The organism is Actinomadura latina NBRC 106108, from assembly GCF_001552195.1.
GTDB classification, from domain to species: domain Bacteria; phylum Actinomycetota; class Actinomycetes; order Streptosporangiales; family Streptosporangiaceae; genus Spirillospora; species Spirillospora latina.
Genome location: NZ_BCQS01000036.1, coordinates 12,334 through 33,781, shown reverse-complemented (window position 1 = coordinate 33,781; position 21,448 = coordinate 12,334). Strand labels below are relative to the sequence as shown.

Annotated in this window: 20 protein-coding genes; 10 read left to right on the top strand and 10 right to left on the bottom strand. The window is 73.0% G+C overall.

Annotated elements, in window-relative coordinates; translation table 11 throughout:
* Window positions 1–4: 4 nt before the first annotated feature.
* Window positions 5–376, top strand: coding sequence for a hypothetical protein (locus AL2_RS31970; RefSeq protein WP_067640300.1), 372 nt, complete (start codon window positions 5–7; stop codon window positions 374–376).
* A 13-nt stretch (window positions 377–389) separates the two neighbouring features.
* Window positions 390–2,051 carry a cyclic nucleotide-binding domain-containing protein gene (locus AL2_RS31965; protein WP_157438498.1) on the top strand — a complete coding sequence of 554 codons (1,662 nt, stop codon included), beginning with the start codon at window positions 390–392 and terminating at the stop codon, window positions 2,049–2,051.
* A 51-nt stretch (window positions 2,052–2,102) separates the two neighbouring features.
* On the opposite strand, the gene boxB is transcribed toward AL2_RS31965, so the two are convergent.
* From boxB to AL2_RS31950, 3 genes are all read right to left on the bottom strand, one after another.
* A complete protein-coding gene (gene boxB / locus AL2_RS31960; protein ID WP_067640296.1) occupies window positions 2,103–3,530 on the bottom strand; it encodes a benzoyl-CoA 2,3-epoxidase subunit BoxB in 1,428 nt (475 codons plus the stop codon).
* A gap of 4 nt (window positions 3,531–3,534) precedes the next feature.
* Window positions 3,535–5,184: a 2,3-epoxybenzoyl-CoA dihydrolase gene (boxC, locus tag AL2_RS31955; RefSeq protein ID WP_067640294.1), complete on the bottom strand. Its 1,650-nt coding sequence runs from the start codon at window positions 5,182–5,184 to the stop codon at window positions 3,535–3,537.
* 118 nt (window positions 5,185–5,302) lie between these two features.
* Window positions 5,303–6,931, bottom strand: coding sequence for a benzoate-CoA ligase family protein (locus AL2_RS31950; RefSeq protein ID WP_083947106.1), 1,629 nt, complete (start codon window positions 6,929–6,931; stop codon window positions 5,303–5,305).
* 79 nt (window positions 6,932–7,010) lie between these two features.
* Between AL2_RS31950 and AL2_RS40185 the strand changes: the two genes are divergently transcribed.
* Both AL2_RS40185 and AL2_RS31945 read left to right on the top strand, forming a co-directional pair.
* Window positions 7,011–7,130, top strand: coding sequence for a pentapeptide repeat-containing protein (locus AL2_RS40185; protein ID WP_157438509.1), 120 nt, complete (start codon window positions 7,011–7,013; stop codon window positions 7,128–7,130).
* A 21-nt stretch (window positions 7,131–7,151) separates the two neighbouring features.
* Window positions 7,152–8,012, top strand: coding sequence for a PaaX family transcriptional regulator (locus AL2_RS31945; protein ID WP_067640292.1), 861 nt, complete (start codon window positions 7,152–7,154; stop codon window positions 8,010–8,012).
* Here AL2_RS31945 and AL2_RS31940 read toward each other — a convergent pair.
* On the bottom strand, window positions 8,009–8,404 hold the full coding sequence (locus tag AL2_RS31940; RefSeq protein ID WP_067640290.1) for a PaaI family thioesterase: 396 nt from the start codon (window positions 8,402–8,404) through the stop codon (window positions 8,009–8,011). The genes AL2_RS31945 and AL2_RS31940 overlap by 4 nt on opposite strands.
* A gap of 216 nt (window positions 8,405–8,620) precedes the next feature.
* Here AL2_RS31940 and AL2_RS31935 point away from each other — a divergent pair, with 216 nt between their 5' ends.
* The 3 genes from AL2_RS31935 to AL2_RS31925 all read left to right on the top strand — a co-directional run bounded on the left by AL2_RS31935 (window position 8,621) and on the right by AL2_RS31925 (window position 12,519).
* Window positions 8,621–9,466 (top strand): 4Fe-4S dicluster domain-containing protein, encoded by an 846-nt coding sequence (locus tag AL2_RS31935; protein ID WP_245667087.1) that lies wholly within the window; start codon window positions 8,621–8,623, stop codon window positions 9,464–9,466.
* A complete protein-coding gene (gene nrfD / locus AL2_RS31930; RefSeq protein ID WP_067640286.1) occupies window positions 9,463–10,503 on the top strand; it encodes an NrfD/PsrC family molybdoenzyme membrane anchor subunit in 1,041 nt (346 codons plus the stop codon). Before AL2_RS31935 ends, nrfD begins: the two co-directional genes overlap by 4 nt.
* A 150-nt stretch (window positions 10,504–10,653) precedes the next feature.
* Entirely contained in the window at window positions 10,654–12,519 is a 1,866-nt protein-coding gene (locus AL2_RS31925) for a carbohydrate-binding module family 20 domain-containing protein (protein ID WP_067640284.1), read from the top strand.
* Between the two features lie 78 nt (window positions 12,520–12,597).
* Here the strand turns inward: AL2_RS31925 and AL2_RS31920 are convergent, their stop codons facing one another.
* Window positions 12,598–13,128 carry a DoxX family protein gene (locus AL2_RS31920; protein WP_067640282.1) on the bottom strand — a complete coding sequence of 177 codons (531 nt, stop codon included), beginning with the start codon at window positions 13,126–13,128 and terminating at the stop codon, window positions 12,598–12,600.
* 187 nt (window positions 13,129–13,315) lie between these two features.
* On the opposite strand from AL2_RS31920, the gene AL2_RS31915 reads away from it, so the two are divergent.
* The 3 genes from AL2_RS31915 (at window position 13,316) to qcrB (ending at window position 17,208) form a co-directional block, all read left to right on the top strand.
* Window positions 13,316–14,569 (top strand): hypothetical protein, encoded by a 1,254-nt coding sequence (locus tag AL2_RS31915; RefSeq protein ID WP_067640280.1) that lies wholly within the window; start codon window positions 13,316–13,318, stop codon window positions 14,567–14,569.
* Between the two features lie 189 nt (window positions 14,570–14,758).
* Complete coding sequence (locus AL2_RS31910) at window positions 14,759–15,436, top strand: hypothetical protein (protein WP_067640278.1); 678 nt, start codon at window positions 14,759–14,761, stop codon at window positions 15,434–15,436.
* A 128-nt stretch (window positions 15,437–15,564) separates the two neighbouring features.
* Window positions 15,565–17,208: a cytochrome bc1 complex cytochrome b subunit gene (gene qcrB / locus AL2_RS37795; RefSeq protein ID WP_067640402.1), complete on the top strand. Its 1,644-nt coding sequence runs from the start codon at window positions 15,565–15,567 to the stop codon at window positions 17,206–17,208.
* Window positions 17,209–17,224: 16 nt separating this feature from the next.
* Here qcrB and AL2_RS31900 read toward each other — a convergent pair whose 3' ends face one another.
* From AL2_RS31900 to AL2_RS31880, 5 genes are all read right to left on the bottom strand, one after another.
* Window positions 17,225–17,782, bottom strand: coding sequence for a TetR/AcrR family transcriptional regulator (locus AL2_RS31900; protein ID WP_067640276.1), 558 nt, complete (start codon window positions 17,780–17,782; stop codon window positions 17,225–17,227).
* 16 nt (window positions 17,783–17,798) lie between these two features.
* Complete coding sequence (locus tag AL2_RS31895) at window positions 17,799–18,503, bottom strand: Crp/Fnr family transcriptional regulator (RefSeq protein ID WP_245667079.1); 705 nt, start codon at window positions 18,501–18,503, stop codon at window positions 17,799–17,801.
* Window positions 18,504–18,616: 113 nt separating this feature from the next.
* Window positions 18,617–19,405 carry a DUF427 domain-containing protein gene (locus tag AL2_RS31890; RefSeq protein ID WP_067640272.1) on the bottom strand — a complete coding sequence of 263 codons (789 nt, stop codon included), beginning with the start codon at window positions 19,403–19,405 and terminating at the stop codon, window positions 18,617–18,619.
* Between the two features lie 11 nt (window positions 19,406–19,416).
* A complete protein-coding gene (locus AL2_RS31885; protein ID WP_083947104.1) occupies window positions 19,417–20,745 on the bottom strand; it encodes an erythromycin esterase family protein in 1,329 nt (442 codons plus the stop codon).
* Entirely contained in the window at window positions 20,742–21,404 is a 663-nt protein-coding gene (locus AL2_RS31880; RefSeq protein ID WP_067640270.1) for a helix-turn-helix domain-containing protein, read from the bottom strand. Before AL2_RS31880 ends, AL2_RS31885 begins: the two co-directional genes overlap by 4 nt.
* Between the last annotated feature and the right edge of the window lie 44 nt (window positions 21,405–21,448).

Sequence of the window (21,448 nt, the reverse complement as noted above, 5' to 3'; positions counted from 1 at the left end):
GTTCATGTGGCAGTTCGCGCTGTGGGGGCTCGCAGGCGCCGTGGCGAACCGCACGGCGGCCTTCCTGGAGGCGAACGGGCGGGTCAAGGGGCCGCCATGGCGCTATCCGAAGGGCCCCGGCGGCAGGTACTACGTGTTCGCCTGTGCGCTGCACTGCATGCTCGCCACGATCGTGACGTCGGCGGCGGCCGCGAGCGACATGATCCCGGAGCCGTGGGTGGCGTTCGCCATGGGCGCGAGCGCACCGGCCGTCCTGGCCAAGCTCGGCCGGTACGTGCTGCTGGCGGTCCCGGCCGACCCCGGCGCCGACGACCGCGCCGACGACCGCGGCGGCGACTTCGACGACGAGGGTGACGGGCCTGATGGGGCCGGATGACATGGGGGATGAGATGCCGAGTCGTGACCGCGCCTGGCGCCCGCTGCTGGAAGCGTTCTCCGATGCGCCGGCCGGGTCCGGCCCGGCGGCGGCGCCGGCGGGCGGAGGCCGGGCGCGGCGGCTGCTGGAGGCGTTCTCCGATGCCTCGCCCGCCTTCTCCCCGGGCTTCCCGCCGCCCTCCCCCGGCCTGGAGGCCCCGCTCCCGGGAGGTGCGCTCGCGCGAGGAGTCGTGGTGTTCGCCGTGCTGGGCGCGATCTGCACGGCGTGGGTCGCCGCGGAGACCGGGACGCTCGCCGCGGTGGTGGTCGCCGCGCTCACCTTCTCGGTCCTGGCGCTGCTCATCGCACCGCTGGTGGAGTTCGCCCGCGCCCGGACGGCATCGTTCCGCGCCCGGGAGCGGGGCGCGGAACCGGCGGAACGGGCCGGCGAGGACCGGGAGAGCTTCTGGTACGCCCTCGGCTCCGGCGAGCGCCGCAGCGTCCGGGACGCCGCCCGTACGCGCACCTACGGGCCGGGTGCGCCGATCCTGCGGCAGGGGTATCCGGCCGACTACGTCGTCATCATCCTGTCGGGCTGGACGAAGGTCCGGGTCGACCGGGCGGGCGAGGAGCGGATCGTCGCGGTGCGCGGTCCCGGCGACCTCGTCGGCGAGCGCGCGCTGTTCGACGGCGACACCTGGTCGGCCACCGTCCTCGCGCTGGACACCGTGCGGGTGCTCAAGATCGAGGCGCCGGACTTCCGGCGGATCGTCGCACGCCACCCCGGCATCCAGTCGGTGCTGGAGAAGCAGGCGCACGACCGCGCCGTCGAGGAGTCGGCACGGACGACGAGCACCGAACTCGCCGGCACCGAGCGGCGCCTGGCCGCGCTGTTCACCACGCTGGCGCGGGCGCGGCGCGGCGCGCTCCCGGTGACGGGCCGCGAACTCGCGGGGTGGACGTCGTCGTCGCCGGCGGCGGTGGCCAGCGTGCTCAGCCAGTGGGACGGCGCGGGTCTCGTCCACGCGGCGGGGGGCACGATCGACGTCCTCGATCCGGGCCGGCTGGAGCGGCTCACCGCCGCCGGCGGGCCGAGCCCGGCACCCGCGCCCGTCGCGCCCTTCCTCACCGGGCAGGACTGCACCGTCCTGTTCGCCGACGTGGTGGGCTTCGGTTCCCTGGAACGCACCGAGTCGGACCGCACCGCCATCCGGCGGGCCCTGTACCGGTCGCTGGAGGAGTCCTTCGACATCGCCGGGGTGTCCTGGGCGGCGTGCCACCACGAGGACCGCGGCGACGGCGTGCTGCTCGTCGTCCCGCCCGGCATTCCGGCGAGCGCACCGGCGGACCGGCTGGTCCGGGCGTTCGCCGAGCGCATCGCGCGGCACGACGACGCAGCGGCGGCGGCACGGCGGTTCCAGGTGCGGGTCGCGGTCGACACCGGCCCCGTGCTCGCCGCCCCGGACGGGGTCACCGGGGCCGCGCTCGCCCGCGCCGCCCGGCTGCTGGGGGCGCCCGTCCTGCGGCGGCGGCTGGCCTCCGGCTCCGCCGTCCTCGGGCTGATCGTCTCCTCGGCCGTGCACCGGGCGGTCGCCGGACCCGGCCAGGCGTTCGAACGCGTCGAGGTGGACGACGCCGCGTCCGGCACCGCCTGGCTCCGCCTCTACCCGACGCCCCGCGCGACGATGGAGGCGTGACCGGCGAGCCCGCACCGGCGCGGGCGTAGCCCGGTGCCGGCCCGGATGGCGCTAGAGGCGCACGTAGTCGTAGTCGAACGGCCGGCCGTTGATGCCGTTGCGGGGCGGGGCGATCCAGGCGGCGATCCTGCCGCGCTCGTGGACGGGCCGCATCAGCGACCGGATGTGGGTCTTGTCGACCTCGGTCGGCAGCCAGGCGCCCTTGCGCCTCTCCCATTCGGCGGCGGTGAGGATCTCCCCGTCCGGCGCTGCCTCGATGCCGGCGAACGCGCCGACCTTGCGGTTGAAGGCGATGCTCGGGAGGTAGAGGCGCTGCGGGAGGCCCGCCTCGGACAGGATCCGGTTCCAGCGGTTCACGCCGCTCTGGCAGTCGGAGATGTACTCGCGGCGCAGGTCGGTGTTCAGGCCGGTGAGGGCGGCGACCTCGGTCTGGGTGATGGCGCCGTCGACGAGGGCGTCCACCATGACGGCGTCGTCGGTGAGGCGGTGGTCGTCCTTGCGGCGGCCCTCCATCCAGCGGCCCTTGAGCCCGGCCGTGTAGTAGTTTGCGACATTGCTGGACGTCTCGGAACCGAACAGGTCGAGCGACACCGAGTAGTGGAAGTTCAGGTACTTCTGGACGACGTCGAGCGAGATCGCCCCGTGCGGGGTGACGTCGTCGGTGTCGTGCTCCTTCATCAGCTGGACGGTCCGCTCCACGACGCGGTCGATGCCCGTGGTGCCGACCATCATGTGGTGGGCCTCTTCCTTGAGCATGAACTCGCAGGTCCGCGACAGCGGGTCGAAGCCGGACTCCTTCAGCGTGCCGAGCTGGTACTTGCCGTCCCGGTCGGTGAAGTAGGTGAACATGAAGAAGGACAGCCAGTCGGGCGTCTCCTCGTTGAACGCGCCCAGGATGCGGGGCGACTCCTCGCTGCCGGAGTTGCGGTGCAGGAGTTCCTCGGCCTCCTCGCGTCCCTCGCGTCCGAAGTGGGCGTGCAGGAGGTAGACCATCGCCCACAGGTGGCGGCCCTCCTCGACGTTCACCTGGAACAGGTTCCGCAGGTCGTAGAGGCTGGGCGCGGTGGCGCCGAGGTTGCGCTGCTGCTCGACGGACGCCGGCTCGGTGTCGCCCTGGATGACGATGAGGCGCTGCAGGTCGGCGCGGTACTCACCGGGGACCTTCTGCCACGCGGGCTCACCCTTGTGCGCGCCGAAGCCGATGCGCCGGTCGCCGTCGCGCTCGGAGAGGAAGATGCCCCACCGGTAGTCCTTCATGGCGACATGCCCGAAGTTCGCCCAGCCTTCGCGGCCGACGTTCACGGCGGTGCGCAGGTAGACGTCCTGCGTCGGCAGGGTCGGGCCCATGGACTCCCACCAGTTCAGGAAGTTCGGCTGCCAGGACTCCAGAGCGCGCTGGAGGCGCCGGTCCTCGTGCAGGTCGACGTTGTTCGGGATCTTCTCCGTGTAGTCGGCCGTGGTCGCCCTGTTCGTCGGCATGGGGTCAGACTCGCTTTCGGTCGAAGTCGGCGCGCCGCCCGGTGCCGTAGCGGCGCAGCGCGCCGTCGGGGCCGGACGCGTTCGGGCGGGTGAAGATCCAGTTCTGCCAGGCGGTGAGCCGTCCGAAGATCTTGGTCTCCAGGGTCTCCGGGCCGGGGAAGCGGTAGTTGGCCTCCAGGCCGGTCAGCGCGTCGGGGCTGAAGCTGCCCCGCTCCTCGATCGCGATGCGGACCTCCTCGTCCCAGTCGATGTCGTCGGGCGCGAAGGTGACCAGGCCGAGGCGCTCGGCGTCCGCCGCCTCCAGGGGCTTGCCGGCCGCGTCGCGGACGGCGGCGAGGGCCCCCTCGTCGCCGAGGAAGCGGGTCTCCAGGCGGGTGAGGCCGTTGCTCATCGGGATCGGGCCGAGGTTCATGGCGTCCACGGTGACGGCGGCGGGGGCGGCGTCCGGGTCGACGTCCTCGAAGACGCCGTCGAGCTGGTAGGCGCGGTCGGCGGCGAGCGCGACCTCCAGGAGCGAGCCCGCGAAGCAGGAGCCCGGCTCGATCAGGGCGATGAGGCTGCGGCTGGTGACGTCCAGGCGCTTCAGGGTCCGCTTGAGGTAGTGGACGATCTCGTTGGCGAGCCAGTCGTCCGCGTTGCCGAGCAGCAGCCGGTCATGGGCCAGGACGTGCTCGGCCTTGCCGGTCGTGCGGAGCACCCAGGTGCCGAGCTCCAGCTCGTTGGTGCGCAGATCGAGGATCAGGTCGTCCAGCTCGCGGGTCATGGCGAGCGTCCAGAAGGCCTCGCTGCGGAGGTCCCCCGGAGGCGCGTCGGGGCCGGCGATCGTGATCTCGACGGCGCCCGCGTCGCGGTCCGCTTTCGACGACACGTACCGGTAGGCGATGGACGTGCCGGTGCGCTCCTTGCGGAGCGGGGTCAGCGCGACGCCCTCGGCGCCGGCCGGGCGGGAAGAGCGGGCCGCCAGCTCCCGGGCGCGTTCCGCGACGGCCGCGTCCCAGGCCGTGCGGGGCACCGCCTCGTCCACCAGCCGCCACGCGACGGCCTTCTTGCCGCCGAGCCCCTCCGCCCTGGTGGAGAAGTAGTCGGCGCGGTCGCGGCGGACGCGCCGCTTGTCGGACACGCGGGTGAGGCCGCCGGTGCCGGGCAGGACGCCGAGGAGCGGCAGCTCCGGCAGCGACACCGCCGACGACCGGTCGTCCACGAGCATGATGTGCTCGCAGGCGAGGGCCAGCTCGTACCCGCCGCCGGACGCGGTGCCGTTGACGGCCGCCAGGTAGGTCTGGCCCGAGTTCGCCGTCGCGTCCTCGATGCCGTTGCGGGTCTCGTTGGTGAACTTGCAGAAGTTCACCTTCCACGAGTGCGGGGACGCGGCCAGCATCCGGATGTTGGCGCCCGCGCAGAAGACCTTCTCCTTGCCGCTGGTGACCACCACCGCGCGGACGCCGGGATGCTCGAACCGGAGCCGCTGGACGGCGTCGTACAGCTCGATGTCCACGCCCAGGTCGTAGGAGTTGAGCTTCAGCTCGTAGCCGGGGACCAGGCCGCCCTGCTCGTCCACCGCCATCGTGAGGGTGGCGACGGGCCCGTCGACGTCCAGCCTCCAGTGCCGGTAGCGGGACGGGTCCACGCGGAACTCCACGTGCGGGGTGGTCATGAGGTGTCCTTCCGCCGGTGTCGTCCCCATCATGCTCCACAAATTCGGTTCTGAACGTCAAGAGTTTGTAGCACATTGGCGCGCGGGCCGCCCCGGACCGGCGCGGCCGGGCGCCCGTTCAGGTCGCGTTCAGCAGGGTCGCGGCCAGCTCGCGGACGGCGAAGCGGCGCAGCTTGCCGGTGGGGGTCGTCGGGAGCTTGTCCACGATCAGCACCTCGCGGGGGCGCTTGAACGACGCCAGCCCCGCCCGGCAGAAGCCGATCAGCTCCGCCGGCTCGGCGGTGGCGCCCTCCTTGAGGACGACGGCGGCGACCGGCTTGTCCAGGCCGTCGGCGTCCGGCAGCCCGACGACCGCGACCATCGCCACCGCCGGATGCTCCAGCAGCCGTCCCTCCACCTCGGCCGGCGACACCCAGATCCCGCCGGCCTTGAGCATGTCGCCGGTCCGGCCGAGGCAGGTGTAGTAGCCGTCCTCGTCCATCACATAGGTGTCGCCGGTGCGCAGCCACTCCCCTTGGAACACCTTCCGGGTGGTGTCGGTGCGGCACCAGTAGCCCGTCGCGATCGACTCTCCCTTCACCAGCAGCGAGCCCGGCGTGCCCGGCTCGACGTCGGCCCCGTCGCCGTCCACGATCCGCAGCTCGTAGCCGGGGACCGCGGTGCCCGTCGTCCCCGGGCGGACCTCGCCCGGGCGGTTCGACAGGAAGATGTGCAGGCACTCCGTCGAGCCGATCCCGTCGATGATCTCCACGCCGTACTTCGCGGTGAAGCGGCGGCACAGCTCGGCGGGCAGCGGCTCCCCCGCCGACACCGCCAGCCGGACGGACGCGAACGCCTCCGCAGGCACGTCGGCGTTCAAGATCGCGGCATAGAAGGTGGGCACGGCGAAGAACAGCGTCGGGCGGTACTCGGCCAGCCGTTCCGCCACCGACGCGGGCGACGGCGGGCCTGGGTCCAGGATCGTGGCCGCGCCGGCGGAGAGGGGGAAGAACAGCGAGTTGCCGATCCCGTAGGCGAAGAAGAGCTTGGCGACCGAGTAGCAGCGGTCCTCGGGCGTGATGCCGAGGACCTGGCGGCCGTAGGTCTCCACGACGTGCCGGATGTTGGCGTGCCGGTGCATCGCGCCCTTCGGCTTGCCGGTCGTCCCGGACGTGTAGAGCCACAGCGCGCTGGAGTCGTCCGAGGTCAGGTAGGGCTCGGCCGGTCTCCCTCCCCGCTCGCGCCCCGCCCGGACCAGGTCCTCGAAGGGGTCCACCCGCACACCGGGCGGCGCCTGCAGACCGGCGCCGCCCTCCACCGCGACGCGCCGGACGCCCGGCGCGTGCGCGAGCGCCGCCTCCGCCGCCACCGCGAACCGGTCGCTCACCAGCAGCGCCCTGGCCCGCGCGTCGTTGAGCAGCGCGGCGAGTTCGGTGCCCGTCAGCATCGTCGACACCGGCACCGGGACGGCCCCCAGCAGCATCGCGCCCAGGATCGCCGCGGCCATGGACGGCCCGTCCGCCATGAACAGCACGACGCGCTCCTCGGCCCGCGTGCCCCAGGACTCCAGCCCCGCCGCGATGTGCCCGGACAGCTCCGCCAGCCCGGCGTAACTGAGCTCGCCCCCCGGCCCGGTGAGGGCCGTCCGGCCGGCGGTGCCGGCGTCGGAGGCCGCCTGGAGCAGGTATTCGGCGGCGTTGAACGTGTCGGGCGTGGCCGGTGCGGTCGGTGCGGCCGCCGTTTCGGCGGCCGCCGTTTCAGCGGTCATGGGGTCTCCAGTCGCCGGGAACCGTGGCACTCATGCTCTACATAGACGAAACGCTAGTCAATAGACTTGTCGAACGACGATCGCTCGGGAGGGGACTCGCGCCATACTGACCCGAGCACACCTGACCCGAGCACACCTGACCCGAGCACACCTGACCCGAGCACACTGGACAGCGTTCCATGGACGGCCGCGCCCCTGAAGGGCTCAGAAGGAGAAGCAGATGGCCCGATCCGGCGAGGACGCGGCACACCCCCGGCCCCAGTTCCGGCGCCGGCGCGAGCTCGGCGCGGCGAGCGCCCGGTCGCTGCTGCTGACCGTGCTGGGCGAGTTCGTCCTGCCCGGCGGTGAGCCGGTCTGGACCGCGACGTTCCTGCGGGCGCTCGGGCTGCTCGGCGTGGAGGAGAAGGCCGTCCGGCAGGCGCTCGCGCGCAGCGCCGCCGAGGGCTGGCTCGCCGGGGAGCGGCGCGGCCGCCGCACCGCCTGGCGGCTCACCCCGGCCGGCGAGCGGCTCCTCACCGACGGCACCGAGCGGATCTACGGCTTCGGCGGCCCGGTCGGCGAGTGGGACGGGCGGTGGCTGCTGGTCCTCGCGACCGTCCCGGAGACCAGCCGCAGGCTCCGCCACCTGCTGCGGACGCGGCTCGCCTGGAACGGGCTCGGCAACCTCTCCCCCGGCGTCTGGGTGAGCCCGCACCCCGAGCGCGAACCCGAGGTGCGGGACGTCCTGGCGGAGATCGGCGTCGGGGACACCTCCACGCTGTTCACCGGACGGCTCGGCGACCTGGCGGAGGCGCGGCGCGTGGCCCGCCAGGCGTGGGACCTGGACGAGATCGAACTCGCCTACGAGGACTTCCTCGACGCCGTCCGCGGCCTGCGTCCCGCCGACGACCCGGGCACGTTCGCCGCGCACACGAGGCTCGTCCAGGAATGGCGCCGGTTCCCGTTCCTCGACCCGGGCCTGCCGGCGGAGCTGCTCCCGGGCGACTGGAGCGGCTCGCAGGCGTTCACCCTCTTCCACGAGCGCCACGACACCTGGCGCCCCATCGCCGACCGGCAGTGGAAGGCCATGTCCGGCGATTAGGCCCGCGGGGAGAGTCTCAGCAGGTTCACGGTTCCCTCGGCGACGACGCGGTCCTTCTCGTCGGTGATCGTCGACTGCCAGGTGACGTGGTCGTCCACGCGGTCGACCGGGCGGGCTCGGGCCACCAGGCGTCCGCCGCGCACGGCGCGGATGAACCGCGTGTGGTTGCTGATCCCGACGACCTGGCTGTCGAGGCCGACGGTGAGGGCCGCGCCCATGCTGCACACCGTCTCTGTGATCGCGCAGTAGACGCCGCCGTGCACGATCCCGTACGCCTGCATGAGCTTGTCGGTGACCTCCAGCTCGGCCACCACCTCCGTGTCGGACGCCTCGGTCACGACCAGGCCGAGCGTCTGGTCCAGGGGGCCCGCGTAACCGGTGCGCTCTGTCATGCCCAGAAGCTAACCGCCCGCCGCACGTCCCCGTCAACGGAGCCGCGGGACAGGCGGGATGCGCACGTGTAGAAAGCGCGCTGCCGGGAAGTCGGAGGAGCGTCGGTGCGGCGCATGGGAGGTCCTGGGATGAGCGGCTTGGTCGGACGGAACCTGCTCGCCGGAGCCGAACCAGACGTCACCGCCAATTCGGGGTACACCGATCACCCGCCCAGGATGGGGTTCTTCACCGACACGTCGGTGTGCATCGGCTGCAAGGCGTGCGAGGTGGCGTGCAAGGAGTGGAACGCCATCCCCGAGGACGGCCTGGAGTTCACCGGCATGTCCTACGACAACACGCAGGGCCTCGGCGCCGACACCTGGCGGCATGTCGCGTTCATCGAGCAGAACAAGCCCATGGGCCATGCCGAGCCCGGCGTCGACCACGGTGACTCCCCCGGCGCCTCCCCCGGCGCGGCGTCCGGCGGCGAGGGCGGCGCCGACTTCCGCTGGCTGATGGCGTCCGACGTCTGCAAGCACTGCACGCACGCCGCCTGCCTGGACGTCTGCCCCACCGGTGCGCTGTTCCGGACGGAGTTCGGCACGGTCGTCGTCCAGGAGGACGTCTGCAACGGCTGCGGCTACTGCGTCCCCGCCTGCCCGTACGGGGTCATCGATCAGCGCAAGGAGGACGGCCGGGTCTGGAAGTGCACGCTGTGCTACGACCGGCTCGGCGCGGGCCAGGAACCCGCCTGCGCGAAGGCGTGCCCGACCGACTCGATCCAGTACGGGCCGCTGGACGAGCTGCGCGAGCGGGCCGCCATGCGCGTGGAGCAGCTGCACGGCATCGGCGTCGAGGACGCCCGCCTCTACGGCCACGACCCGGCGGACGGCGTCGGCGGCGACGGCGCGTTCTTCCTGCTGCTGGACGAACCGGAGGTCTACGGGCTGCCGCCGGACCCGGTCGTCACCACGCGCGACCTGCCGGCCATGTGGAAGCGGGCGGGCGCGGCGGCCGCCGCCATGGTCGGCGGGCTCGCGGCGGTCTTCGCCGTGCACGGCCGCACGGGAGGATCGCGGTGAACAGCTCGGGCGTCAGCAGAGAGGGCGTGGAGGGCGCGCGGCCGGGCCGGGAGGCGCAGATCGGCAAGGGCCTGCGGCGCCGGGACGGCGGCGGCCGGCGGCGCGGCGGGCGCGGCGAGAAGGCGGTGGTGCCGGACGCCGAGTTCACCTCCTACTACGGCCTGCCCGTCCTGAACGCGCCGGTCTGGAAGGCGGCCGACGTCGCCGCGTACCTCTTCCTCGGCGGGCTGGCCGGCGCCGGCTCGACGATGGCCGCGGGCGCGCAGCTCACCGGGCGGCCCGCCGCCGCACGGGCGCTGAAGATCTCGTCGCTGGCCGCGATCGCCGGGTCGACGGCCGCGCTGATCCACGACCTCGGGCGGCCCGCGCGGTTCTACAACATGCTGCGGGTGATGAAGCCGACCTCGCCGATGAGCGTGGGCTCCTGGATACTCGCCGCCTACGGGCCCGCCGCGGGCGGCGCCGCCGTCCTCGACGCGGCGGGGCGCTTCCCGCACCTGGGCGGGGCCGCCACCGCCGCGGCCGCCGCGCTCGGCCCGGCCGTCACGGTCTACACCGCCGTGCTGATCGCCGACACCGCGGTCCCCGCCTGGCACGAGGGGCGTGCCGAGCTGCCGTTCGTGTTCGCCGGCTCCGCCACGAGCGCCGCGGCCGGAATGGCGCTGGTCGGGGCGCCCGTCCGCGAGACCGGCCCGATGCGCACCGCCGCCGTGGCCGGCGCCGTCCTGGAACTGGCGGCGGCCAAGATCCTGGAGCACCGAGCCGGGCTGGCCGCCGAGCCGTACAAGAAGGGCAAGGCCGGCCGGTTCATGCGCGCGGGCGAGATCCTGTCGGCCGCGGGCACCGCCGGGAGCGTCCTGCTCGCCGGGCGCGGCCGCGCGGCGGCGGCGGTCAGCGGGACGGCGCTCCTGGCGGGCTCGGCCTGCACGCGCTTCGGCATCTTCTACGCCGGTGTCCAGTCGGCCGAAGACCCCAAGTACACCGTGGTTCCCCAGCGGGAACGCGTCGCCGCGCGCGGCGCGAAGGCCACCACCTGAGGCCCTGTCGGCTTTCTGCAAGTTGATTGAAATCTTGCGCAAGCTCTTGACGGGACTGCAAGAAGAGAGCATTCTCACGGTGCTCGCGGACGGCCGTCCCCCACCCCCTCCAGGCGCCCGCCAGGCGCCTCGTGTCAGGAGCTCGCCGCCATGTCAGCCAACGCGCAACGCGCAAGAATCCCCCGCCGCCGGTCCCTGCTCGCCGCCGGCGCGCTCGTCCTCGGCGGGACGGCGCCCGCCGCCGCCCTGCTCCCCGACTCCCCCGCCCGCGCCGCCGTCTCGCTGAACGCGGGCGACGTCACCGCCAACCTGTGGGAATGGAACTGGCCGTCGGTCGCGGCGGCGTGCACCGGACAGCTCGGACCCGCCGGGTACGGGGCCGTCCAGGTCGCGCCGCCCGCCGAATCGGTCAGCCTCGCCGGCACGAGCGACGGCGCCCACCCGTGGTGGGAGGTGTACCAGCCCGTCTCCTACGGCCTGACCAGCCGGCTCGGCACCCGCGCGCAGTTCGCCGCCATGGTCACGGCGTGCCACAACGCGGGCGTCCGCGTCTACGTGGACGCGGTCGTCAACCACATGGCGGGCCACAACAACACGGTCAGCACCACGTACGACGGATCGACGTTCGACCCCGCAGGGTTCTCCTACCCGGCCGTCCCGTACGGCTACGGCGACTTCCACCACGCCAATGACGGATACTGCAACGACGACGACGCGGGCATCGACGACTGGAACGACACGTCCGAGGTGCAGAACTGCGAACTGGTCTCGCTGTCGGACCTCAAGACCCAATCGGGCTACGTCCGCGGAAAGATCGCCGGATACCTCAACGACCTCATCGGGCTCGGCGTGGACGGCTTCCGGATCGACGCCGCCAAGCACATAGCGCAGAGCGACTTCGCCGCCATCAAGGGCATGCTCGACAACACCACCGCCGAGGGCAGGGCGCCCTACATCGCGCAGGAGGTCGTCCCAGGGGCGAGCACCGCGGAACTGAAGCCGTCCGCGTTCACCGGGAACGGTGACGTGCTCGGCTTCTCCTACGCGCGCGGCCTGAAGACGCAGTTCCAGAACGGCACGCTGTCGAACCTGTCCGGCATCCCGTCGTGGTCGCTGGACGCGAGCGGCGCCCAGACCTTCGCCATGATCACCAACCACGACACCGAGCGGGACGGCTCGACGCTCAGCTACAAGAACGGCGCCGACTACGTGCTGGCCAACTACTTCATGCTGGCCTACCCGTACGGGAAGCCGTCGGTGTTCGACGGGTTCGCCTGGTCGTCCGCCGGGCAGTCGCCGCCCGCGGACTCCGGCGGCCTCGTCACGAACACGAACTGCGCGAGCGGCTGGCAGTGCATCACGCAGTCGACCGGGATGAAGGGCATGGTCGGCTGGCACAACGCGACCGCGTCCGCCGCGACGGTGTCCGATTTCACCGCCACCGCGGGCGACGTCATCGGGTTCAGCCGGGGCTCGAAGGGCTGGATCGGGCTCAACGACTCGTCCGGCGCGTCCACCGCGTCCTACCGGACCGGGCTCGCGGACGGCGTCTACTGCGACGTCATCACCGGCGGCATCACCGGCGGCGCGGACGGCTGCGCGGGCACCGCCGTCCCGGTGTCCGGCGGCACCGCGACCGTGACCATCCCCGCGCACGGCGCGGTCGCGATCCACGTGAACGCCAGGACGGGCGCGACGCCCACGGCGACGCCCACCTCCATGCCCGCGACCGTCTCGGACGCGTTCAACGTCTACGCCACCACGACCTGGGGGACGAGCGTCTACGTCGTCGGCAGCGTCCCGGCCCTCGGCTCGTGGGACACGTCCAAGGCCGTCAAGCTCTCCCCCGACCGCTACCCGACCTGGAGCGGCACGGTGCCGCTGCCCACCGGCACGAGGATCGAGTACAAGTACCTCAAGAAGACCGATGCGGGCTCCGTGACCTGGGAGAACGGCGGGAACCGCAGCTACACCACCGGGACGTCCGCGCACACGGCGAACGACACCTGGAGATAGCCCCTCCCGATGGATCGGGGCCGGCCTCCTCGTGTGCGGAGGACGGCCCCGCTCATCCGGCCCCGCTCATCGCCCCGCTCATTTCTCCGCGGCCCGCCCGGCCGGACGCCAGAACACCGCCAGCAGCAGCGCGGCGCCGAGGCCGCCGGCCAGCGCGGTGATCGCGAGGCCCGCCCAGCCGGACAGACCGTCCGAAAGCCCGAGCGCGTGGTCGAGCGACGCGGTCCCGCCGCCCAGGGCGCCGAGCCCGCACGCCACCATGATGATCATCAGGACGTACTCGTAGCCCTGCCCCGGCCGGAAGATGAAGAAGCCGTTGCGCACGTGGGCGGTGACGAACGCGACCGCCATCGTGCCGACCGCCCCGGCGGCGGCCAGCGGGGTGACCAGGCCGAGCAGCAGCAGGACGCCGGCGCCCAGTTCGGTGCCGGTCGCCATCAGCGCGTGCAGGCGGCCGGGCCGCAGCCCCATCGACTCGAACCAGCCCGCCGTCCCGGGAATCCTGCCCCCGCCCCACGCGTGGTTCCAGCCGTGCGCGAGCAGCGTGCCGCCCACGGACAGCCGCAGCACCAGGGACGCGATATCCGCGCCCACCGCCTCACCAGCCATGCACGCACCCTTCCGTCGCGGACGTCCCGCCAACGTACCGCCGGTGCTCGCCGATCTGCATTTTGTATGTGCGGTTGCCAACCGTGATGACGCATTTCCGCCATGCCGTCCGTATCTCGGCCCGCGTGCCCCGGTTCACCATGACGGCACCCATCAGTCACTCCGTACTTCTGAAGGGATGCCCCCCATGAGATTCGAAAAAGCCGGCAGACCCGGCTCCGGCGGCCGGCTGCGGCGCGGGCTGGTGGCCCTCGCTGGCGCCGCCGCCGTCGTGCTCTCGCTCGTCCAGGCGCCCGCCGCGCACGCGCTCCCGCCGGGGAACGTCCCGGCGGTCGGCGTGGACACCGGGCGGTTCAAGCTGCCCATCGGCTGCACGATCACGCTCGCCGGCCTGCCGGTGTTCTACCTGCCTACGGACGTGGACGTGCAGGGCGTGGCGCCCGTGCAGCTCGGCCCCGGCCAGGACTTCTGGCTGACGCAGGGCTCGGGCAGCATCACGTTCCCGTCCTGGCTGACCTCGCTCGCGCCCATCCTCGGGATCGACAAGGCCGACGCGCGGGTCACCGACCTGACCATCGGCGCGAGCGACTCCACCCCGTCCGCGATCAACATCGCGGACGGCGACCCGTTCGAGATCAAGGACATCGCGATCGAGGCCGGCAAGCCGCTCAAGGTCGGGCTGCCGCTGACCGGGACGTTCGACGTCGGCCCGTACAAGGCGCCGGACAGCGGCAAGGTCACGCTGGCCTTCGACCACGCGGTGGCCGAGATCGACCTGAAATCGCAGGCCGGGTTCAGCATCCCGATCAAGGCGGACTGCAAGCCGTCCGCCGGCAACGCGCTGCTGACGATCGGCGTGGGCGGAGCGCCGGGCCTGCCCCCGGCCAAGATCACCGGTGCGCCGCTGAACTTCCCGGAGCCCGCCTCCAACGAGCTGGTCGGCATCATCGACGCACCGTCCAGGTGCACGCTGGGCGGTGAGTCGCTCGACGTCGGCATCGCCGTCGGCGCCCGCATCCCGCTGGTGGTCAAGAAGGGCGGCTCCTTCGCGTTCACCGAGGCGAGCGGTGCGCTGGTGATCCCCGCGGAGACCGTGAACCGGCTCATCGACAAGGGGTACAGTTCGGCGTCCGGCACGGTCACGGCCCTGAACCTGGAGGTCGAGGGCGGTACGCCGGCGACGCAGAACGTCATCCCGTCCGGCGGCATCCCGATCCCGCGGACCCCGCTCGTCCGCGGCGAGCAGATCACCGTGCCGCTGCCGGGCGACGGAACGCTGACCGCCGGGCCGTTCACCCCGGCGTCCGGCGCCCGGAGCGTCTCGGTCCGGCTCGGGTCGGCCGCCGCCGACTTCACCTTCGGCGGCGGATCCGGCGCCGTCCCGGCGGCGTGCGACGCGCCGTCCCCGAAGGTCTACCTGGTCGACAACCCGGTGACCTGACGCACCCGGCCGGCGGCGGCGGCGCACGCCGTCCGGCCCGGTGCGCCCCGCCCCGCCCCGCCCCGCCGACCGCATACATCGCCCGCCGCGGGGCACGTCGCAGGAGTCAGGCTCCAGATCGTGTCACGTTCAGAGGTGTCCGGCGCGTCTACCTCTGTGGCGGCACCGATGCGGAGGCGAGGAGGCGGCATGGAGAGCGTGGCCAGACGGTACGACCTGACGATGCTGTACGCCGTGTACGAGGCGTTCCGCCGCGACACGGCCCGGCTGGAGGCCGCACCCGGGCCGGACGGTCCGGCGGTCGCGAACACCTGGTCCCTCTTCACCTCCTACTGGCGGATCCAGGACGACGCGGAGAAGCGCGCCCTGTGGACGGTGATGTACGCCAAGGACGCCGACGAGCAGGCGCCCGACTGCGGACTCGGACGCCGTGGACTCGGACGCGGCGGACTCGGACGCGTCGGCGTCGTCCTCGACCGCCTCGCGACGCAGACGCTGCGGGTCGTCCCGCTGATCGACGGCGTGGACGCGGCCCTGGAGCACCGCGACCCCGGCATGTTCGCCCGGTACGCGTGGGAGCTGCGCGCATCCCTGGACGCCCTCCTGGAGTTCAAGGAGTCGAACGTCCTCCCGCTCATCCAGGAGACCCTGACGCCCTTCGAATGGGGCACCTTCGACGTGGAGTTCCGCCGCGAACTGGGCCTCCGGGGTCTCGGGACGTTCCTGCCCTGGCTGCTGGACGGCGCCCCCGAGCCCACCCGCAACGCGGTGCTGCGGCTGATGCCGCCGCCGATCCGGCTCTGCTACCGGGTCACCTGGCGCCCGCGCTACCGGCGCCGCAGCCACCTGGCCGTGCCCGCCTGCTGAGGCCCCCGCGGGCGACCCCGTTCCGCGGGTGACCCGTTCCGCGAGTGACGGGGCGCACACCGCCGCATGTCACATTCGTCCGCCCGACGCCGTCTTATGCGCAGAAGCGCGACGAAGGGATGGTGGCGATGGCGGGCACGATGCCCCGGGCACGAGGGCGATGGGTCGACGCCTCGGCGCACGCACTGGACGAGCGGCTCGGTACCACGGGTTTCGCCCGCAAGTCGCTGCGCAAGGCGTTCCCGGACCAGTGGACCTTCCTGCTCGGCGAGATCGCGATGTACTCGTTCGTGATCATCGTACTGACCGGGGTCTACCTGACGCTGTTCTTCAAGCCGGGCATGCAGGAGGTGGTCTACAACGGCTCGTACACGAAGCTGCGGGGCGTCGAGATGAGCGAGGCGTACGCGTCCACGCTCAAGATCAGCTTCGATGTGCGGGGCGGGCTGCTCGTCCGGCAGATCCACCACTGGTCGACGCTGATCTTCATGGCGGCGATCCTCGTGCACATGCTGCGGAACTTCTTCACCGGCGCGTTCCGCAAGCCGCGCGAGCTGAACTGGCTGATCGGCGTCGCCATGTTCACGCTGGTCATGCTGAACGGGCTGTTCGGGTACTCGCTCCCCGACGACCTGCTGTCGGGCACGGGGCTGCGCATCCTGGAGGGCGTCACCGCGTCCGTCCCGCTGGTCGGCTCCTACGCGGTGATGTTCCTGTTCGGCGGGGAGTATCCGGGGACCGACATCATCCCGCGCCTCTACGTCATCCACGTCCTGCTGATCCCGGGCCTGCTCGCGGCGCTCATCCCGCTGCACGCGATCGTGCTGACCTGGCGGCAGACGCACACCCAGTTCCCCGGCAAGGGCAGCACGAACACGACGGTCCGCGGCTACCCGTTCTTCCCGGTGTTCATCGCCAAGACCACCGCCTTCTTCCTCTGGGTGCTGGGCGTGACGACGCTGCTGGCCGCGTTCGTCCAGATCAACCCGATCTGGCTCTTCGGCCCGTACGACCCGGGCGCGATCAGCTCCGGCTCGCAGCCCGACTGGTACATGGGCTGGCTGGAGGGCGCGCTGCGGATCATGCCGGCCTGGGAGATCACCGCGTGGGGCCACACGGTCGCGCTCAGCGTGCTGGTCCCGGCGCTCGCGGTCCCCGGCCTGCTGTTCACCGGCCTCGCCGCCTACCCGTTCCTGGAACGCTGGGTGACCGGCGACGACCGCATCCACCATCTGCTGGACCGGCCCCGCGACGTCCCCGCGCGGACCGGCGTCGGCGTCGCCGGCGTCGTCTTCTACGGGACGCTGTGGCTCGCCGGCGGCAACGACGTCCTCGCCGACCGGTTCCACATCCCGCTCTTCTGGACGACCTGGTTCTTCCGCGCCCTGATCATCCTCGGGCCGGTGCTCGGCTACATCATCGCCTACCGGCTCTGCGTCGGCCTGCAGCGCCGCGACCTCGGCCTCGTCTCGCACGGGCTGGAGACCGGCATCATCCGGCAGTCGCCGGACGGCGGGTACAGCGAGGTCGAGCGGCGCCTGCCGGACGAGGCGATCGCCGCGATCACCGATCCGCGCCCGGCGCCGGCCGCCGACCTGGACGTCCCGCCGCCCATCGACGGCATCGGCAGCCCGCGCGGCCGCAGCGCGTCCGGCCGCCTGCGCGCCGCGCTCAACCGCCGGTTCCGGGCCGATCTGGCCGTCGTCCCCGAACGTCCACCACTGGACTCCGGCGACGACCGCCCGGCCCTCGGCGAGAAGACCTCGTCCTGACGCGGAGGCCCGGCGGTCAGCGCTTGAAGAACTGCTCGATCACGGGGGCGGCGACGGCCGCCGCGTCGTCGCCCAGGTCGGGGGGCAGCGCACCGCTCAGCCACAGGTGCGCGAAGCCGTGCACGATCGACCAGGCGGCGAGGCCGCGCGCCCGCGCGTCCTCCGGGCGGCCCGGCGCGGCCTCCCGGACGCTCTCGGCGAGCACCCGGGTCGCGCGGGCGCGGGCTGCGGTCAGGCCGGGGTCGTCCGCGCGGTAGAGGCCGGGGCTGAACATCACCTCGAAGTGCGCCCGGTGCCCGACGGCGAACCGGACGTAGGCCAGGCCGGCCGCGTGCAGGTCGCCGCCGGCGCCTTCCAGGGCGTCCGCGAACAGAGCGTACCCCTCGGCGGCGACGGCGGTCAGCAGGCCCGCCTTGTCGCCGAAGTGGTGCGCGGGCGCGGCGTGCGAGACGCCGGCGCGGCGGGCCAGCTCGCGCAGGCTCCACCCGGCCGGCCCCGACTCGGCGATCGCCGCGACGGCGGCCGCCATGATCGTCCGCCGCAGGTCGCCGTGGTGGTAGCGGTCGCCGCTCATCCCGGGGATCCGCCCGTCACTCGCTCTCCTTGGCGAACTCGCGGAGCCGGGGCAGGTCCACCACGGTGATCTTGCGCCAGCCGGTGCGGATCAGCCCCTCGCGGCGCAGCCCGTTGAGGGCGCGCGCGACGGTCTCCCGGGACGCGTCCATCCAGCTGCCCAGCTCCTCCTGCGACAGCGGCGGGCCGATCTCGATCGACCCGTCCGGCGCGGGCGGGGCGTGCTGGGCCGACACCTCCGCGAGGTGCGTCAGCAGCCCGGCGAGGCGCTGCGGGCCGCGGCTCGTGACGTGCGCGGTGAGCCGCCGGCCGGACTCGTCCATGCGCTGGACGAAGGTCCCGGTGACGAGCATCCACACGTCCGGGTGCCCGTCCAGGAACCCGGTGAAGCGGGCGGCGGGCACCACGAGCGCGCGGATCGGCGACAGCGCGGTGACGGTCGCGGCGCGCGGCCGTCCGCCGAGCACGGCCATCTCGGCGATCAGGTCGCCGGGGCCGCGGACGGCCAGCACCACGTCGTGGCCGTCCGCGGTGGACGAGGTGACCTTCGCCCAGCCGCGCTCGATGATGATCACGTGGTCGGACTCGTCGCCCTGGTAGACCAGGGGCGCCTTCACCGGGAACTGCCGGGGGCGCGCCGCGGCGCGCAGCGCGGACTGCTGCGCGGGGTCGAGCGCGGCCCAGAACCCCGGCCGCGGGGAGGACGCCGCGTACGCTGCCAACAGCCCGTCTCCTTCGCCCGCCGTCGCTCTTTCTCACCGTCACTGCCCACGGTCATGTGAACTGTAAACCGCGGGACCTCCTCTTGGGCACCGCGAGAACCCGGAGGCCGGGATCACGCGCCCGGCGGCGGCTGCGACTCGACGCTCAGGGCCTCGTGGTCGAAGCTCAGATAGCCCGCGATCTTCGTCGCGTCCTCCAGCGGCTCCTCGTAGGACCAGGCGGCGTCCTCGGCGCCTTCGAGCGACCAGTACGACGCCTCCCCCTTGTACGGGCAGACGGTGTGCTTCTGGCTCCGGGTCAGCAGCTCGCGGCGGACGTCCTCGGCCGGGATGTAGTACCGGTTGGGCAGCCCGGTCTCCGACAGCACGATCGGATGCTCGGTCTCCGCGACGACCTCCCCGTCCCGCAGCACCCGGACGTGCCGGCGCGCATGGCGGGCGTCGACGCGGTGGAACGGGTCGCGCAGGTGCCCGTGGACCTCCTCGTCCTCGTCATACCAGGCGTCCAGCGGCTCCCAGTAGAACGCCATGAGCCCGCGCAGCCACGCCGCCTCGGGCTTCGGCTCCGGATACCCCCACACCGCGTTCTCCGCCTCGCGGTCGCCGGCCCGGATCGTCCAGTAGGCGGCGTCGCCCTTGAACGGGCAGTGGGTGGTGTGGGCGGTCTTCACCAGCAGGTCGGTCCGGACGTCCTCCTCGGGGACGTACAGGACGGGCAGCAGCCCCGTCTCGTGCAGGAACTGCCCGCGCTCGGTGTCGAGGACGATCTCCCCCGCGAACCAGGCGTGGACGCGGCGCGGGAACCGGTGCATGAACAGCCGGTGCTTCGGCCCGTCGATGGCGAAGTTGACCGCGTCACCCGGCGAGCCCGCGAGCGGTCCCGGTCGCATGGTCAAGGACATGGGGCGACTCCTCACACTCCGGACGGCATCGTCTCCAGTTCACCACGGCGGGCCGCCTCCGTGCGGAGCGGCGCGAGCGCGGACGTGAACCGGAACCAGCCCAGCGCGTCGTAGCGGTCGGCGAGCCGGGTCGGCACGTACTGGCGCCGGTCGCGGTCCGGGTCGTACACGACGCCGATCGCGCGGTGCCCGAGCGTCCGGGTGAAGAAGGCGGGCTTGTCCGGTTCGGGCGGCACGATGAACATCCCGCGGTGCAGCTCCGACTCGGCCAGCACCCCCTCCAGCGACCCGTGGAGCGGCGGCGGCACGTGCATGACCTCCATCGGGCCGCCCCAGCGCGGCGCCGCGACGACCTCGCCGGGCCCGCCGGCGAACCCGACCAGGACGACCTCGTCCCGGCCGTGCCGCTCCCGCGCCAGCTGGCCGAGGTTGATCATGCCGGCGTCGGCCATGCCGGTCGCCCGCGCGTCGCCCACATGGGTGTTGTGCGCCCAGACGACGGCCTTGCCCTCTCCCCGCCGCGACTCGTGGAACTCCATGAGCCGGCCCAGGGTGTCGGCCATGTGGACGTCCCGGACGTTCCACGACTCCGGCCCGCCGCCGATCATGGCGCGGTAGTACCGCTCGGCGTTCGCCGCCACCTCGGCGTTCTGCCGGGCGTCGAACTCCTCCGCCGGGTCGCGGGGCGCCGCCGCCGGCACGGACCGGCGGAGCCTCGTCAGCAGCGCCAGGACCTCGTCGGCGCACCCGTCCGGGACGAGCGCCGTGCTCCACCCGTAGGCCTGCGGGTCCTCGCCGTGCGGCTCGAAGCAGCGGTACGCCTCAAGCGCCGTGTCCAGGTACTCGGGGCGGTGCTCGGCCAGATGGTCGACGACCGCGCGCAGCGACTCCCACAGGCTGTAGACGTCCAGGCCGTAGAAGCCGGCGCGGTCGTCGGACGGCAGGTCGGCGTTGCGGCCGCGCAGCCACCGGCAGAACTTGACGGTCTCCTCGTTGGCCCACATCCACGTCGGCCAGCGCTCGTAGGCGTCCAGGACGTCCCGCGGGTCCGCGGGCGCGCCCGGCGCCAGGGTCACCGAGCGGCCGACCCGGCGGCAGTCCGGGTAGTCGCCCTCGACCGCGACGAACGCGAAGCCGCGCTCGGCGATCAGCCGCCGGGTCAGCGCGGCCCGCCACGCGTAGTACTCGTGCGTGCCGTGGCTGGCCTCGCCGATCAGTACGCAGCGGGCGTCCCCGATCCGGTCCAGGAGCGGATCGAGGTCCTCCTCGTACTCCAGCGGCAGCGCCGCTCCCTGCACGTCGTCGGCGTCGGGCCCCTCATGGCTCACTGCAGGGCTCATCGCGATCCCCTCCGCTTCCCCTCCGGCCCCGTGCGCGGCTCGCGGCGCTCGGCGTCGTCCTCGCGGCCTCCCGGTCGTGGCATGACGGCGTCCCCCTTTCCGTCGTCCTCCCCGCGTTCCCCCGATCCGGGGATCGATGCAGGCGAAACCGGCATTTCCCGGGTCCGCCGGTCGTCCCGGCGCAGGCCGGTGGCGCGGGCGCGGCAGGCGGTGGGCGTCTGGCCGTAGGCGGCGCGGAAGGCCCGGCTGAAGGCGGCGGCGTCCGGCAGGCCCCAGCGGTCGGCGATCGCACCGATCCGCTCGGTGCCGAGGAACGGGTCGCTCAGCTCGCGGCGGCAGTTCTCCAGCCGCCGTGCCCGGACGTACCGGGCGACGGTCGTCCCGGCCGGCCGGAACACCCGGTACAGCTGCCGGACGGAGATGTGGTGCGCCGCGGCGATCACGGCCGGACTCAGCGCCGGGTCGGGCAGCCGCTCCTCGATCCACTCCCGGATCGCGCGCAGCATCTCCGCGCTCTCCGCGCTCTCCGCGCTCTCCGGAGTCGGTGCGGGCGGCTCGCCCAGCCACTCGCCGGCCGCGCCGGTCACCAGCTCCACGATCGCGCCGCCGCGCGGGATCACGACCGTGCGGTCGTCCGAGGTCTCAGCGAGCGTGGGCATGACGCTCCTCCGGTCGGCGGGCGGGTCTCGGACGCCACCCGCAA

Excerpts from the sequence above, each read along its gene's own strand:
- AL2_RS31945 (WP_067640292.1), top strand. The coding sequence starts at position 7,152 with ATGGCCCGATCCGGCGAGGACGCGGCACACCCCCGGCCCCAGTTCCGG.
- AL2_RS31935 (WP_245667087.1), top strand. The coding sequence starts at position 8,621 with ATGGGGTTCTTCACCGACACGTCGGTGTGCATCGGCTGCAAGGCGTGC.
- AL2_RS31970 (WP_067640300.1), top strand. The coding sequence starts at position 5 with ATGTGGCAGTTCGCGCTGTGGGGGCTCGCAGGCGCCGTGGCGAACCGC.
- AL2_RS31950 (WP_083947106.1), bottom strand. The coding sequence starts at position 6,931 with ATGACCGCTGAAACGGCGGCCGCCGAAACGGCGGCCGCACCGACCGCA.
- AL2_RS31965 (WP_157438498.1), top strand. The coding sequence starts at position 390 with ATGCCGAGTCGTGACCGCGCCTGGCGCCCGCTGCTGGAAGCGTTCTCC.
- AL2_RS31880 (WP_067640270.1), bottom strand. The coding sequence starts at position 21,404 with ATGCCCACGCTCGCTGAGACCTCGGACGACCGCACGGTCGTGATCCCG.
- AL2_RS31920 (WP_067640282.1), bottom strand. The coding sequence starts at position 13,128 with ATGGCTGGTGAGGCGGTGGGCGCGGATATCGCGTCCCTGGTGCTGCGG.
- qcrB (WP_067640402.1), top strand. The coding sequence starts at position 15,565 with ATGGCGGGCACGATGCCCCGGGCACGAGGGCGATGGGTCGACGCCTCG.
- boxC (WP_067640294.1), bottom strand. The coding sequence starts at position 5,184 with ATGACCACCCCGCACGTGGAGTTCCGCGTGGACCCGTCCCGCTACCGG.
- AL2_RS31925 (WP_067640284.1), top strand. The coding sequence starts at position 10,654 with ATGTCAGCCAACGCGCAACGCGCAAGAATCCCCCGCCGCCGGTCCCTG.
- AL2_RS31885 (WP_083947104.1), bottom strand. The coding sequence starts at position 20,745 with ATGAGCCCTGCAGTGAGCCATGAGGGGCCCGACGCCGACGACGTGCAG.
- boxB (WP_067640296.1), bottom strand. The coding sequence starts at position 3,530 with ATGCCGACGAACAGGGCGACCACGGCCGACTACACGGAGAAGATCCCG.
- AL2_RS31910 (WP_067640278.1), top strand. The coding sequence starts at position 14,759 with ATGGAGAGCGTGGCCAGACGGTACGACCTGACGATGCTGTACGCCGTG.
- AL2_RS31940 (WP_067640290.1), bottom strand. The coding sequence starts at position 8,404 with ATGACAGAGCGCACCGGTTACGCGGGCCCCCTGGACCAGACGCTCGGC.
- AL2_RS31890 (WP_067640272.1), bottom strand. The coding sequence starts at position 19,405 with ATGTCCTTGACCATGCGACCGGGACCGCTCGCGGGCTCGCCGGGTGAC.
- AL2_RS31915 (WP_067640280.1), top strand. The coding sequence starts at position 13,316 with ATGAGATTCGAAAAAGCCGGCAGACCCGGCTCCGGCGGCCGGCTGCGG.
- AL2_RS31900 (WP_067640276.1), bottom strand. The coding sequence starts at position 17,782 with ATGAGCGGCGACCGCTACCACCACGGCGACCTGCGGCGGACGATCATG.